Below are 13,398 nucleotides of genomic sequence, written 5' to 3' on the forward strand. Positions count from 1 at the left end.
TATGATGTTGAAAAGTGAGAAAGGGAGCAGTTATGTTACAGTATGAAAGTGAGTTAGAAATCAGCCGGATATTGGTTGAGTGGTATGAAACCTATAAAAGAGAGCTTCCTTGGAGGGAAACGAGAGACCCTTATATCATCTGGATATCGGAGATTATATTGCAACAAACCCGGGTTGTACAGGGATTGGAGTATTTTTTGCGTTTTACCGAACGTTTCCCGGATGTGGCATCTCTAGCGGTGGCGGAAGAGGATGAGGTGCTGAAATATTGGCAGGGCTTGGGGTATTATAGCCGGGCTCGTAACTTACATGCGGCGGCTAAATCTATCATGGAGCGGTTTAACGGGGGTTTCCCGGAGAATTATAAAGAGGTATTATCCTTGAAAGGTATCGGGGAGTATACGGCGGCGGCGATCGTCTCCTTTGCTTGGAACCAACCGTGTCCGGTCGTGGATGGAAATGTGTACCGGGTACTTTCCCGTTTGTTTGCCGTAGATACGCCGATCGACACCACGAAGGGTAAAAAGCAATTTGCGGAACTGGCCGGAATGATCTTGGACCCTAAGAACGCAGGGACGCATAATCAGGCGATCATGGAATTGGGTGCTTTGCAATGTGTTCCTCAAAACCCGGACTGCGGGGTGTGCCCGCTAAAAGATAAATGCGTGGCGTTCGCTTCCGGCAATGTGCAAGCTTATCCGGTGAAACAAAATAAGACGAAGACAAGGGATCGTTATTTCCACTATCTATACATTATATATAAAGAACAAACTTGGATGAACAGACGGACGGGGAAGGATATCTGGACTGGTTTGTATGAATTTCCATTGATCGAGACGGATCATGCGATGGATTTTTCCGGTTTGTGTGAGACGCAAGCCTTCCGTAACCTATTGGGAGATGCTGGAAAATTGAGTATCACCCAAGGGTTATCGAATGTAAAGCATACGCTCTCCCATCAAATTTTATACGCTTCTTTCTATCAAATAGAGATAGAGCAGGTTCCGGAATCCTTGGGGAATTACCTCTCTCTGCCTTGTCGGGATATTGAGAAGTATGCCGTTCCCCGGCTGATACATATTTATTTAGAGAAATTAAACGGAAACTTGTGAGAATGATTGAATTTGTGTTTCTTTGTATGGTTATTAAGAATTTGAATTATGTCATTGAATAAGGTTATATTGATCGGCAACGTAGGCAAAGATCCTGACGTTCGCTATTTTGACAGTGGTGCCGCTGTCGCTAATTTCCCGCTGGCAACCTCGGAACGTGGGTATACGTTGGCAAATGGAACGGTGGTTCCGGAACGTACGGAGTGGCATAATATCGTAGTTCGTCGGGATTTGGTTCCTTTCGTGGAAAAATGGGTACGTAAAGGTTCCGGTGTATATGTGGAAGGCAAGATTCGTACTCGTAATTATGATGACCAAAGCGGCGTGAAACGATATGTTACGGAGATCCATGCGGATCGTATCGAGTTTTACAGTACGGGTTCCCGTCCGGCCGATGGTGGAAATACGACTGCACAAGGCGGTAGTATGCAGCCCAATGTGGGGCAAGGACAATCGGCTCAACCGACCACGGTGCCAAATACCGCTTATCAACAGCCAGCCGCCTCACAGCCTAGCGCATTCTCAGAATCCAGTGATGCGGATGATCTCCCGTTCTGATATTGTTTAACTAATACTGTTTCCCTTGGACTCGGACTATTATTTATGGGGCTTATTTGAAAACGTAACGGTGCAGGTGCTGACAGCGGGTCCTGTAATCGCATTAAGCCTTGCCCTTTTACTGCTGTTTGTTTCCGGCTTCGTGTCGGCCTCTGAAGTGGCATTCTTTTCTCTAACCCCGGGCGACCTAAATGAGATCGGGGAAGAGAATCGCCCGGCAGATCCTGTTATCAAACGTCTCCTTGAACGTTCGGAGTATCTATTGGCATCTATATTGATCGCTAATAATTTCGTAAATGTGGCGGTCGTTATGTTGTGTACCTATGCGATTAACGCTTGGATTAATTTCTCGGCCGCTCCTCTTCTAGGCTTTGTGCTTGAGACGATTCTCTTGACTTTCTTGCTTTTACTTTTTGGGGAGATCATGCCTAAGATTTACGCACAGAAGAATTCTTTGCGTTTTGTTCGTTTTTCAGCCTCCGTATTAAGTGGTTTGGAACGCTTCTGCCGCCCATTCTCGAAAATCTTGGTTAATTCCACATCGGTCATCAATAAAGCGTTAGCGAAAAAGAAATATGATATCTCTGTAGATGAGCTTTCTAAAGCGTTAGAGCTAACCTCTACCGAGATCCCGGAGGAGAAGGAGATGCTGGCGGAGATTATCAAGTTTTATAATAAGACCGCTGATGAGATCATGACTCCTCGTCTGGATATGGAAGATATCGAGATCAAGATCAGTTTCCGTGAGGTGGTTGATTTTATTATCAAATCCGGCTATTCGCGTATTCCGGTATATTCCGAGACTGAGGATAATATAAAAGGTATCTTATATATCAAGGACTTATTGCCCTATATTGACAAGCCCGATACTTTCCGTTGGCAGAGCTTGATCCGCCCGGCCTATTTCGTGCCGGAAACCAAGAAGATCGATGATTTGCTGGAAGAGTTCCGTACCAATAAAATTCATATGGCGATCGTGGTCGATGAGTTTGGCGGTACCTCCGGTATCGTGACGATGGAAGATATCCTAGAGGAAATTGTCGGAGAGATCTCCGATGAATATGATGAGGATGAGCAACAATTCATCCGTTTAGCAGACGGTAGCTTGATCTTTGAGGCAAAGATATTATTGACGGATTTCTTCCGGGTTATCGATGCCGATCCCTCAGATTTTGGTAAATTGACGGAAGAAGTGGAAACTTTGGCCGGCCTTTTGTTGGAGATAAAAGGGGATTTTCCACGCCGTAGGGAGATTATAGATTTTAAGGAATATCGTTTCCAAGTGCTGGAAGTGGATAACAGGAGGATATTAAAGGTTAAATTTAACCGTATCCCTGAAGGTACAGGGAATGATGAGAATGGGAAAGATACGAAGTAAATGTTTATGAAATGGATAGCTGCTGTCATAGGAGGTTCTCTGTTTTTAGGGATATGCTGTATTTCGTGTGTGGAATATACGCCGAAGCCACGGGGCTATGTTCGTATCGAACCTTCGAAGGCACAATATAAACCGCTTGATCTCAGTTACCTGCCTTTTAATTTTGATGTCTCTCAGGCTGCGGTCATAGAGGTGCCAGATCAAAAGAAGGGTGTTACGGGCTTGAATATCTCGTATCCGGAGTTAGAGGCTAAGCTTTATTGCAGCTATTTGCCAATTACTCCCGCGTCCTTGGTGACGGTGGAGATGGAAAGCCGCTCTTTCGTCGCCCGCCAAATAAAGTCGGAGAATCGGATATCGGAGAAAGCGTATTCCAACCCTGCCGCAAACGTTTATGGCTCGCTGTTTCTTCTGGATGGAGAATCGGCTTCTCCCATACAATTCCTGTTGACAGATAGTGTATCGAATTTCTTCCGGGGAGCCTTGTATTTTGACTGTAAACCCAATGCGGATTCATTAGCTCCCGCTATCCAATATATCCGGGAAGATATCATAGAACTTATACAAACTTTTAGTTGGAAAGAATAATATGGCCTTGCTATATAAACAACTCTCGCCGCTGCATGGAGTCTGGAAAATGGAAGAAAGTTCTGATGAGCTTTTGGGGATGCTTGAGCATAAAGCGGACTATTCTTCTTTTTTGGAGCGGGTATCGGCAGAGAAGCGGAGGCAGGAACGTTTCGCCAGCCGGGTGCTTTTAAAAGAGCTTTTAGGAGAGGAGGTAAGGGTTGACTATCATTCTACGGGTGCCCCGTTCCTTGCGTGCGTACCTTTATATATAAGTATATCTCATACGAAAGATTATGTGGCGGTAATCTTGGATAAGCGTCCGACAGGGATCGATATCGAGTATCGTTCGGACCGGATCTTGAAAATACGAAGTCGCTTTATGAATCCGGAGGAAGAGGCGGGTATCGATCTGGAGCATGAGGTCGAGCATCTATTAATCCATTGGTGCGCCAAAGAAACCTTGTTCAAGATAATCGGGCAGGAAGGAGTGGACTTTCAAAAGCATCTTCACGTGAATCCTTTTCCTTATTTATCGAGTGGGACGTTTAAGGGACGAGAAACCCGGACCGAGGCATGCCGGGAATATGAGTTGGCATATCAAGTTACACCGGACTATGTATTGACTTGGTTGAAGTAAGTTAACTTCTACGCTTGTGAAGTAAACTTCATTGACTAACGAAGCTAACTTCATTGGCTCACGAAGCTAGCTTCATCAAATCATGTGGTTGGAAAGATATCGTTCGATCTATTTCTGCCAGATCTCCCAAGCGGCGAAAGCCTGTAATAGAAGCATTTCCAGACCATTTTTCACGACGGCACCTTTTTCTTTTCCTTTCTTCATGAAAAGGGTCTCATCCGGATTGTAAAGTAAATCATACAATAGATGATTCGGCGTAAGTAAATCGTACGGGATATCCGGACATGAGTCTATATTAGGGAACATGCCTAAGGGAGTCGTGTTTACGATCACCGTATATTGCTCCATGGTTTTCGGAGTAATCTCATCGTACGTGATACAAAATTCTTTCGGTTTGCGAGAAACCAGCGTGGCACCAACGCCTAGCTGTTTCAGTCCGTGGAAGACTGCCTTCGACGCCCCTCCCGTACCAAGGATCAACGCTTTCCGGTGCGTTTCTTTCAATAAAGGATCAATCGATTGCTTGAATCCGATAATATCCGAGTTATATCCTTTCAGTTTAAGTTTGCCGAAAAGACCTTTTGTGAACTTGATGACATTTACCGCTCCGATCTGACGGGCATCGTCATCCAAATCGTCTAAATATGGGATTACTTGTTCCTTATAAGGAATGGTCACGTTTAAACCGTTAAGTTCAGGGTTTTCTTTGATTACGTTCTTAATCTCCTTGATAGAGGGAATCTCGAAATTCAAGTACTCAGCGTCGATCTTCTCCGCCTCAAACTTCTGGTTGAAATACGTTTTAGAAAACGAATGTCCGAGGGGATATCCCAGTAAGCCATATTTCTGCATAACCTTTTTATTGTTTATTCTTTAGATCCTGTATATAATGAACAGATCCCGAAGGTAAAGGTCCGTACACGGGCCTGCTTGAAGCCTTGGCGGGTGAGTAAATCCGTCATGACCTTTCCCTGAGGAACTACCTTGATGGAAGCCGGCAAATAATTATACGCGACTTTTTCTTTAGAGAGTAGACGTCCGATAAAGGGGATGACGATCTTTGAATAGATCTGGTAGAGTTGTCTCATGGGAAAATGTTCCGGTGTGGAAAGTTCCAAGATCATGATATGCCCACCGGGTTTCAGCACCCGGTACATCTCTGAGATACCTTGCTCTATGTTCTCAAAATTACGAACCCCGAAAGCGGCGGTTACGGCATCGAACGAGTTTTCCTCGTAGGTCAAGGCCGTACAGTCCTGTTGCTCGAAGGATATATGCTCCGAATAACCGGCGGCAGCTACTTTTTTCCGTCCCACTTCCATCATGCCTAACGAGATGTCGGCACCGATGATATGGTCGGGGCGCAGCTTTTTGTACATGGAGATAGCCAAGTCTCCGGTACCGGTAGCGATATCCAGTATCGTTTTAGGAGAGAAAGGACGCAGGAAAGCGATCCCTTTCCTGCGCCATATCTTGTCGATACCAAATGAGAGAGTATGGTTGAGTTGGTCATACGTTTCGGCTATCGAGTCGAACATGCGTTTGACTTGCGTGCCCTTTTGTTCCTCTTTGTTATAAGGAAGTATTGTCTCTGAACCATACTGTGTCATGTGCGGTATCTTATTTATTCTGTAAATATTCGGTAACGTTTTTCTCGATGCGGTTCAGCAAGTTGTCAGTCTCGCCTTTTACGAAAGTCTCCCCTGTGATATGCTCGAACAATTCGATATATCGGTTGCTGATTCCTTCTACGATCTCCGGTGTCATCTCAGGAACTTTCTGTCCGGACTTACCTTGGAAGCCATTTTCCATCAACCATTCGCGAACGAACTCCTTGGAAAGTTGCTTCTGCGGTTCACCCTTGGCGAAACGATCCTCGTATCCTTCTGAGTAGAAATAACGGGAGGAATCCGGAGTATGGATCTCGTCGATCAAATAGATCTTGCCGTCACGATGGCCGAACTCATATTTCGTGTCAACCAAGATCAAGCCACGTTCCTTAGCGATCTCGGTACCGCGTTTAAACAAGGCCATCGTATATTTCTCAAGAACCTCGTAGTCCTCTTTAGAGACCAAACCTTTAGCGAGAATCTCCTCTTTAGAGATATCTTGATCATGCTCTCCGATCTCAGCCTTTGTGGTCGGGGTGATGATGGGTTCGGGGAAACGTTGGTTCTCACGCATACCCTCCGGTAGTTTCACGCCGCAGATCTCACGTACGCCGCTCTTATAAGCACGCCATGCGCTTCCGCACAGATAACCGCGTACGATCATCTCAACCGGGAAACCTTGGCATTGAACGCCAACCGTTACCATCGGGTCTGGAGTAGCCAGTTTCCAGTTCGGGCAAATATCAGTCGTAGCGTCAAGGAACTTGGCGGCGATCTGGTTTAACATTTGTCCCTTGTAAGGAATACCTTCCGGCAAGATAACATCGAAAGCGGAAATACGGTCTGTAGCGACCATTACCAATACCTCGTCATTGATGTTGTACACGTCGCGTACTTTCCCATGGTATACGCTCTTTTGTCGCGGGAAATTGAAGTCTGTCTTAACTAATGCCTTCTTCATGACTCTTACTTTTAGTTGTTGTCTATATTCGTTTTCTTCTCTTTTGCCTCTTTGATCTCTTTCTTCCGTTTATCATCGAACTTATCATAAGCCTCTACGATTCGTTGGACAAGTTTATGCCGGACAATATCTTTCTTGGTGAACTCGATCTTACCGATCCCGTTTACGCCCTTCAATATTTGCATGGCCTGTATCAATCCGGACGTGGTAGAAGGCGGAAGGTCTATCTGTGTGACATCTCCGGTGACGATCATCTTGGCGTTCATACCCAAGCGGGTCAAGAACATCTTGATTTGATGCGTCGTCGTGTTTTGCGCCTCGTCCAATATAATGACGGCGTCGTTCAAGGTACGACCGCGCATAAACGCTAGCGGGGCGATCTGTATCACGTTATTCTCCATATATTCCTTCAGCTTAGCCGCCGGAATCATATCCTGCAAGGCATCGTAAAGCGGTTGCAGATAGGGATCTAGCTTATCCTTCATCTCGCCCGGCAAGAAACCCAGTTTTTCTCCGGCTTCTACGGCGGGGCGGCTTAAGATGATCTTCCGTACTTCCTTATTCTTTAATGCTTTTACGGCTAGGGCGATAGCGACGAATGTTTTGCCCGAACCGGCGGGTCCCGTGGCGAAAACCAGATCGTTGTTCTCGAAAGCCTTTACCAATAACTGTTGATTCTCGGTACGTGCGGTAATCGGCTTGCCATTCATGCCGTGGATGATCAGGTTCTCCTGCTTCACGACCGTGGGGCCTTTCCCTTTTATAATATCCAGAATCACGTCTTCGGAGAGCGAGTTAAACTCCTCACAGTATTTTTCCACCTCACGGATTTTCTTGAGAAAAAGCTCGGACTCATCCTCATCTCCAATCACTTTCATCACATTTCCACGGGCAACGATACGCAATTTCGGAAACAATGTCTTGATCAATTGCATATTAGAGTTATTCACACCGTAGAAAATTACCGGGTCTACGCTTTCAAGAATATAAATTCTTTCAATCATCCGCTATTCCTTTTATTAAATTACGCTTCAAAAAGATGTGCTATTTTTTATTATTCGAATCAAGTTACAAAATTAGTAATATTCTTTATCCATTGATGCAAAGGGAGAAGTTTTATTTCACGGGAACACATCTTTCAGCCGTCCGTCTATCATTTAGAGAAAAACTAATTGGAGTTAAGGGGTAATTTCGGATTTTTCCGTATGTTTGTTAGGTAAAACGAAGGTAATGAAGATGAAGACAGTGTTTAATGTGATGTTGTTGCTGGTCGTGATCGTGTCGGCGACGGCTTTTTCTTCTTGTAAGGAGAAAAGAGGTGAATTGAAGAAGATTTGGTACAATGGAAGCTATAATCGCGATTTTAATGATTTGAATGACGTTCATTTGTCCGTTGCGAAGAAGATCGGCATAGAGCCTGTCTCTTCGAGGGAAGGAGCGGAGCACGCCTCCCGGGATATGGTGGAGATCAAGACGAATGACTATTACGAGGTAGAGGAGTTGACGCACTCTATTCCGTATTTGGTGCCGGAAGCCGCTAATCTGCTGGAGGATATCGGGAAAAACTTCCAAGACTCATTGAAAAACTTGAATGCTTCCATCTATAAAATAAAGGTAACCAGTGTAACCCGTACGGTTGCCGATGTCAAGAAATTGAGAAAAAGGAATACGAACTCTTCTCTCAACTCTGCCCACCAATACGGAACTACGTTCGATGTATCATGGGTACGCTATACTAAGATAGATGAGAAAGATACCTTAAATATTGATAAGGACCGCTTGAAAATGGTGCTTGCCTCCGTGCTTCGTGATTTGCGCAGGGCGGATCGTTGCTATATCAAGCACGAACGCAAGCAAGGGTGTTTCCACATTACGGCTCGTGAGTTGTGATTTGTTCCAGCGCTTTTGTATAAACCGATTTGTCGTATCCGGAAAAACAGCACATCGTGACTTGCTGGATTTCCGGATTCTCTTTTAGGAAGGTATCGATCGTGCGGATCGCTATCCGTGCCGCCTCCTCGATAGGATAGCCATATACGCCGGTGCTTATTGATGGGAAAGCGATTGTTCTCAGTCTGTTCTCTTTCGCCAATCGCAAGGAGTTTCGATAACAATTTTCCAGTAGCTCCGGCTCTCCGTGTTGTCCGTTCCGGTAGATAGGACCGACGGTGTGTATGACATGACGGGCTTTCAATCGATAACCTTTCGTTATCTTCGCCTCTCCGGTCGGGCATCCTTGTAAAGTCCGGCATTCGTCAAGGAGTTCCGGACCGGCGGCCCAATGGATGGCACCGTCTACGCCGCCACCTCCCAATAAGCTATTGTTCGCGGCATTTACGATGGCGTCTACATCCAATGTCGTAATATCTGCTTGTATAGCAATTATTCGTTCGTTCATATCTTTAGTTATTTGTATGTTGGTCCTGTTCATATATATTCTAAATGTGCGCAATATAGCGAAAAAGTTGCTTTGTTTCAAACTTAAGATAGTTGTTTTGAAAGCATGTACGTGTTTTCTAGGAGGGTTAGTGGGGGATTTTGGCTGTATTTTGCAGAGTCAAATTTTTATTGGAATATTTTATAATTTTATTTGGTTTATAAAATAAACTTGTCTATATTTGCGATGTGCAAAGAGTGATGCGCAGCTCCTTTGCATTTTTTTATCCATGGATGGTTTATAAAATAAACTTGTTTGTAGTAACAGTGATAATAATTAAGAGGAGGATACTAAAATGAGACGAGTTTTATTCATATTATCTTTATTCATGTTGGTATGTGGTTGCATAGAGGCACGTACTATTATTGTAGAGATTGGAAATATACGTGGTAACCATGGGAATATCCTAGTTATGGCTCAGTCAGGAAAAGATACCAAGCCTGTTTATGGCATGGCGAAGTCTGAGAAAGGAAAGGCTACGATCCGACTGGAAAACGTGGATTGGGAAAAGTTTGATCTGTCCGTATTCCATGACGAGAACGAGAATTGGCAAATGGATATGCTGGAAGGAAAAGGGCCTGCGGAAGGATATGCGTTGAAAAGTTGCGAGGTGAAGGATGAGGAAGCGACTTTCAAATTAAAACTGTATTATCCGGTAAATCAATAGAGCCATGGTACGGTTTTTACTGCTATCGCTTTGGATTTTGGCGATAGGCGGGGGTAGTGCTCAAAAGATCTCGGGACAAACGGTTTATAAAGCCCATGTTTCCGATGCGGAGGGAAATGCCGTGGAATATGCGACCGCTGTGCTTTTATCGGGAGAAAAACAGGTAGGGGGTGCCGTGGCCAATAGTGATGGCGATTTTAGCATGGAGGCGGAGGCTGGGAAGTATAGGCTTGTTGTTCAATGTCTCGGATACGAGCCTTTACGGAAAGAGCTGATCTTACCGATAAAACGGCGGGATTCCTTGATTCTAGATCTATCGAACCATGTTCTGAGGGAAGTCGTTGTTCGAGCGAAGAATATTGAGCGGAAGGCAGACCGCTTTATCATGTCGGTCATGCCATCTGCCGGAAAGGATGGTACGGAATTATTATCGCAGGCACCGGGTGTGTGGCTCTCGGATGGAACGATCTCGATTAATGGGGCGCAAGGGGCGAAGGTGTTTGTGGATGACCGTGAGATTCGTTTAACGGGAGAGGAGCTACTGGCTTATTTGCGGTCTTTGAAATCGGAGGATATAAAAAGGATTGAGGTAATACCGATCGCGGGAGTTGAGTATGAGGCCTCAACTAAGGGTGGAGTGATCAAGATCTCATTGCGGCGACGTCCGGATAACGGTATGCAAGGATATGTATCTTTAGGTACGTCATTGTCTCCATCTTTACAAGGGTATATTCCATCGGCGTCCGTAAATGCACGTGTCGGGAAATGGAGCTTGAATGGAGCGGTATCGGGTACTTTTACTCCCCGGGATAAAGGAGAGATGAACTCCAACAGGGAATACGGAACGGTGGGGAATAAGTTTGTGTCTCAATCTTTGTATGATACGGATTCCAAATATGGGAATGGACGTGTCGGGGCTATTTTCGAGATCGATTCGCTGAATAGTGTCGGAGCTGAGATCGAATATATCAATCAAGCTTCGGACGGAACATCTTGGAGTCAAACGGATTTAGTAAAGAACTCTTATCCTATGAAGAGTACGGGGAATTATCGACAGAAGGATGATTATAACACGTTTTCCGCTACGGTCAATTACTTACGTAAAATGGATGAACGAGGCTCGATATTTAAGGTCATAGCCGATTTCGTAAATAAGCGATCAACCGGGGATAATCTCCATACGATCCGTTATGAACAATCTAATTGGAGCCGTGATACGGTTTACCGGAGTCATGCGGCGGCGGATTATGATATGGCGACAACCGATATTTCTTTCCAAAAGAATTTGCGTGAAAAAATGTCTTTGAAAATCGGGGCTAAATATACCTATACGTTGATGGATGATCATTCCTTGTACGAGGGTTTAAACTCTAGTGGGAGTTGGATTCCTAATGAGGAATATGGATATACCTTGAGATATAATGAAAACATTGTAGGAGCTTACGCCTCTTTCTCTGCGGAGATCAAGAACTGGTCGTTCGTTGCGGGGGTACGTGCGGAATATTCCAAGACGTCGGATAGAAGTGAGGATTTTAGTCGGGATTATCTGGATCTTTTTCCGAACTTGAACGTGACCTATGCGTTCGATCCCATCAAGAGGTGGATGCTGGTAGGGCAATATGCTCGTAATATCGAACGTCCTCCGTTCTATACCTTGAATCCGAATCGTATACAGAGTTCGGACTATAGCTACCAGATCGGGAATCCTTATCTGCGTCCTACTTATATCAATCGTTTCAGTGTAACGTTGGTTTATAATTATCGTTATACGGTGACTGTAGGAGGAAACTTGCACCACGACTTGATCCGGGAGTTCTGTAAACAAGATGTGGTGAATCCCGATGTATCCTATATCACGTATGAAAATCACGATCGGGAAAACCATTGGTTTGTAGCGGTCAGCTTGCCGTATCAACCCTTTACTTGGTGTAACTTGACAGGGAATTTCATAGGCGTACGGCAGGATATCCGGATGACGGAATTGTCTTCTTTTTCGTCTCATTATTTAGGGTTTGCCAATGCGATCGCTACCTTTACGTTGCCGGCAGGTTTTACGGTGGAGGCCCGGTATAGTGGAACGAGCCGGCTATATTCCGGTAATAGCGAGGTCGCCCCCCGGCATACGGTTGGAGTAATGGCGAGAAAGAAACTATTGAATGATAAGCTATTGTTGGCAGTTTCAGTCGATAATATCTTTAACCAAGCCAATGAGTACGCCAGTACGTTGGATGTTTATCGAACATCATCCCGTTATGAAAACGGATTTACAGGAAGGGTCTTTAAGGTTGCGTTGACATGGAATTTCAATAGCGGAAAGAAAGTAAGGAAGAGTAAGATTGAGATCGGTTCCGAACGGAGTCGCCTGAATGAAAAATAATAACCGAAAGGTTGCTCAGAAATACCAATGGCCTTATCTTTGGATACGTATTTACATTTTTACATTGAATGAAGAACAAGATAAAATAAATACAGTTATGGAAGATAGAAAATTATCAGAAAAAGAAAGTCTGGATATTATCACTCAGATGATCAACTCCAGCAAGCGAAATATGAAAGTAGGGAGTGGCAATGTGTTGCTTTATTGGGGGTATTTTACCGTGCTCTTATCGGTCGTGATATCCTCTTTGATAGTGTATACGCAAAATTATATTTGGTCTTGGGGATGGATGCTCATGTTTGCTGTCGGACCGGTTATTTCATATAAGCAAAGAGGTTGCGAGCCGGCCGTGGTGACTTATACGGATAAGACGATCTCCAGTGTATGGCAAGTGTTTGGCTGTATGTTTGGACTTACGTTCGTCTTGATTGCGGCGTTTTGCGTGCTTTATGAACAATCCGTCAATTTTATATTAATGCTTCCTTTATCGTTATTATATTGTGGGTTGGGGGTGTCGATAAATGGCATTATCTTGCGGGAGAAATGGATGATTTACTCTCCGGTAGTTGCTTTCGTCTTAGTTATCTACATGCTGATGAGTTTGATAAATCATGGTCCTGTCACGGTCTTGTGGTATTTGTATTTTGGCCTTTCATTTGTGGTAATGATGATTATTCCCGGGCATATTCTTAATAATAAAGCTAAAAAACAATGTTTAAAGAACTAGATCCTTTATTGCACTCACAACTCCGGTTGGCGATCATGTCTATCTTGCTATCGGTGGAGGAGGCGGAGTTTGTCTATATCAAGGAGAAGACGAACGCTACGGCGGGAAATCTCAGCGTCCAATTGGACAAACTTAATGAAGCTGGTTATATCGAGATCGAGAAGGGGTTTGCCGGGAAGAAGCCCCGAACGGTTTGCCGGATCACAGACAAAGGACGCTTGGCGATGGAGGAGTATGTGAATACATTAAGACAATATATTAATATTTAGCTTGTGCCATTTTTAGGGCACGCTTATGCCACCGTGATGGCACAGCTATGCCATAAGGATGGCACAAGTGTGCCACTGGGATGGCACGGCTGTGC

At 44.6% G+C, this 13,398-nt stretch carries 15 protein-coding genes; 10 read left to right on the plus strand and 5 right to left on the minus strand.

All coding sequences use genetic code 11. From position 1 onward, the window contains the following. Positions 1 to 32: 32 nt before the first annotated feature. The 5 genes from mutY to NBH07_RS09825 are packed head-to-tail and all read left to right on the plus strand — an operon-like array spanning position 33 to position 4,255. On the plus strand, positions 33 to 1,112 hold the full coding sequence (gene mutY, locus NBH07_RS09805) for an A/G-specific adenine glycosylase (RefSeq protein WP_156682424.1): 1,080 nt from the start codon (positions 33 to 35) through the stop codon (positions 1,110 to 1,112). Positions 1,113 to 1,160: 48 nt separating this feature from the next. Beyond that, positions 1,161 to 1,670: a single-stranded DNA-binding protein gene (locus NBH07_RS09810; RefSeq protein WP_009018168.1), complete on the plus strand. Its 510-nt coding sequence runs from the start codon at positions 1,161 to 1,163 to the stop codon at positions 1,668 to 1,670. A gap of 25 nt (positions 1,671 to 1,695) precedes the next feature. Continuing rightward, positions 1,696 to 3,048, plus strand: coding sequence for a gliding motility-associated protein GldE (gene gldE / locus NBH07_RS09815; RefSeq protein WP_009018169.1), 1,353 nt, complete (start codon positions 1,696 to 1,698; stop codon positions 3,046 to 3,048). A gap of 6 nt (positions 3,049 to 3,054) precedes the next feature. Beyond that, entirely contained in the window at positions 3,055 to 3,636 is a 582-nt protein-coding gene (gene gldD, locus NBH07_RS09820) for a gliding motility lipoprotein GldD (protein ID WP_039848899.1), read from the plus strand. A 1-nt stretch (position 3,637) separates the two neighbouring features. Continuing rightward, positions 3,638 to 4,255: a 4'-phosphopantetheinyl transferase family protein gene (locus NBH07_RS09825; protein ID WP_005864721.1), complete on the plus strand. Its 618-nt coding sequence runs from the start codon at positions 3,638 to 3,640 to the stop codon at positions 4,253 to 4,255. A gap of 108 nt (positions 4,256 to 4,363) precedes the next feature. Here the strand turns inward: NBH07_RS09825 and NBH07_RS09830 are convergent, their stop codons facing one another. From NBH07_RS09830 to NBH07_RS09845, 4 genes are read right to left on the minus strand one after another with little or no spacing between them, the layout of a single operon-like run. Beyond that, on the minus strand, positions 4,364 to 5,107 hold the full coding sequence (locus NBH07_RS09830; RefSeq protein ID WP_005854619.1) for a shikimate dehydrogenase family protein: 744 nt from the start codon (positions 5,105 to 5,107) through the stop codon (positions 4,364 to 4,366). A 14-nt stretch (positions 5,108 to 5,121) separates the two neighbouring features. Further along, positions 5,122 to 5,865 (minus strand): bifunctional demethylmenaquinone methyltransferase/2-methoxy-6-polyprenyl-1,4-benzoquinol methylase UbiE, encoded by a 744-nt coding sequence (gene ubiE / locus NBH07_RS09835; protein ID WP_009018171.1) that lies wholly within the window; start codon positions 5,863 to 5,865, stop codon positions 5,122 to 5,124. A 10-nt stretch (positions 5,866 to 5,875) separates the two neighbouring features. Then, positions 5,876 to 6,826, minus strand: coding sequence for a phosphoribosylaminoimidazolesuccinocarboxamide synthase (locus tag NBH07_RS09840; RefSeq protein WP_005854624.1), 951 nt, complete (start codon positions 6,824 to 6,826; stop codon positions 5,876 to 5,878). An 11-nt stretch (positions 6,827 to 6,837) separates the two neighbouring features. Continuing rightward, complete coding sequence (locus tag NBH07_RS09845; protein WP_005854625.1) at positions 6,838 to 7,830, minus strand: PhoH family protein; 993 nt, start codon at positions 7,828 to 7,830, stop codon at positions 6,838 to 6,840. Positions 7,831 to 8,056: 226 nt separating this feature from the next. On the opposite strand from NBH07_RS09845, the gene NBH07_RS09850 reads away from it, so the two are divergent. Further along, positions 8,057 to 8,716 carry a DUF5715 family protein gene (locus tag NBH07_RS09850; protein ID WP_008773450.1) on the plus strand — a complete coding sequence of 220 codons (660 nt, stop codon included), beginning with the start codon at positions 8,057 to 8,059 and terminating at the stop codon, positions 8,714 to 8,716. Here the strand turns inward: NBH07_RS09850 and NBH07_RS09855 are convergent. Further along, complete coding sequence (locus NBH07_RS09855; RefSeq protein ID WP_005854629.1) at positions 8,697 to 9,224, minus strand: O-acetyl-ADP-ribose deacetylase; 528 nt, start codon at positions 9,222 to 9,224, stop codon at positions 8,697 to 8,699. The genes NBH07_RS09850 and NBH07_RS09855 overlap by 20 nt on opposite strands. Before the next feature lie 334 nt (positions 9,225 to 9,558). Between NBH07_RS09855 and NBH07_RS09860 the strand changes: the two genes are divergently transcribed. From NBH07_RS09860 to NBH07_RS09875, 4 genes are all read left to right on the plus strand, one after another. Further along, entirely contained in the window at positions 9,559 to 9,930 is a 372-nt protein-coding gene (locus NBH07_RS09860; protein ID WP_009018173.1) for a DUF2141 domain-containing protein, read from the plus strand. A gap of 4 nt (positions 9,931 to 9,934) precedes the next feature. Then, a complete protein-coding gene (locus tag NBH07_RS09865; RefSeq protein ID WP_009018174.1) occupies positions 9,935 to 12,307 on the plus strand; it encodes an outer membrane beta-barrel family protein in 2,373 nt (790 codons plus the stop codon). A gap of 97 nt (positions 12,308 to 12,404) precedes the next feature. Beyond that, the gene (locus NBH07_RS09870; RefSeq protein ID WP_005854635.1) at positions 12,405 to 13,034 is read left to right on the plus strand and encodes a hypothetical protein; all 630 of its coding nucleotides are present in this window, start codon (positions 12,405 to 12,407) and stop codon (positions 13,032 to 13,034) included. Continuing rightward, entirely contained in the window at positions 13,019 to 13,303 is a 285-nt protein-coding gene (locus tag NBH07_RS09875) for a winged helix-turn-helix domain-containing protein (RefSeq protein WP_005854637.1), read from the plus strand. The genes NBH07_RS09870 and NBH07_RS09875 overlap by 16 nt, the downstream gene beginning before the upstream one ends. Positions 13,304 to 13,398: the final 95 nt, after the last annotated feature.

Origin of the sequence: Parabacteroides sp. B2-S-102, assembly GCF_023656665.1 — a bacterium.
Classification (GTDB): domain Bacteria; phylum Bacteroidota; class Bacteroidia; order Bacteroidales; family Tannerellaceae; genus Parabacteroides; species Parabacteroides distasonis.

Excerpts from the sequence above, each read along its gene's own strand:
- NBH07_RS09855 (WP_005854629.1), bottom strand. The coding sequence starts at position 9,224 with ATGAACGAACGAATAATTGCTATACAAGCAGATATTACGACATTGGAT.
- NBH07_RS09825 (WP_005864721.1), top strand. The coding sequence starts at position 3,638 with ATGGCCTTGCTATATAAACAACTCTCGCCGCTGCATGGAGTCTGGAAA.
- ubiE (WP_009018171.1), bottom strand. The coding sequence starts at position 5,865 with ATGACACAGTATGGTTCAGAGACAATACTTCCTTATAACAAAGAGGAA.
- NBH07_RS09870 (WP_005854635.1), top strand. The coding sequence starts at position 12,405 with ATGGAAGATAGAAAATTATCAGAAAAAGAAAGTCTGGATATTATCACT.
- NBH07_RS09865 (WP_009018174.1), top strand. The coding sequence starts at position 9,935 with ATGGTACGGTTTTTACTGCTATCGCTTTGGATTTTGGCGATAGGCGGG.
- NBH07_RS09875 (WP_005854637.1), top strand. The coding sequence starts at position 13,019 with ATGTTTAAAGAACTAGATCCTTTATTGCACTCACAACTCCGGTTGGCG.
- NBH07_RS09830 (WP_005854619.1), bottom strand. The coding sequence starts at position 5,107 with ATGCAGAAATATGGCTTACTGGGATATCCCCTCGGACATTCGTTTTCT.
- gldD (WP_039848899.1), top strand. The coding sequence starts at position 3,055 with ATGAAATGGATAGCTGCTGTCATAGGAGGTTCTCTGTTTTTAGGGATA.
- NBH07_RS09850 (WP_008773450.1), top strand. The coding sequence starts at position 8,057 with ATGAAGATGAAGACAGTGTTTAATGTGATGTTGTTGCTGGTCGTGATC.
- NBH07_RS09840 (WP_005854624.1), bottom strand. The coding sequence starts at position 6,826 with ATGAAGAAGGCATTAGTTAAGACAGACTTCAATTTCCCGCGACAAAAG.
- NBH07_RS09810 (WP_009018168.1), top strand. The coding sequence starts at position 1,161 with ATGTCATTGAATAAGGTTATATTGATCGGCAACGTAGGCAAAGATCCT.
- NBH07_RS09860 (WP_009018173.1), top strand. The coding sequence starts at position 9,559 with ATGAGACGAGTTTTATTCATATTATCTTTATTCATGTTGGTATGTGGT.
- NBH07_RS09845 (WP_005854625.1), bottom strand. The coding sequence starts at position 7,830 with ATGATTGAAAGAATTTATATTCTTGAAAGCGTAGACCCGGTAATTTTC.
- mutY (WP_156682424.1), top strand. The coding sequence starts at position 33 with ATGTTACAGTATGAAAGTGAGTTAGAAATCAGCCGGATATTGGTTGAG.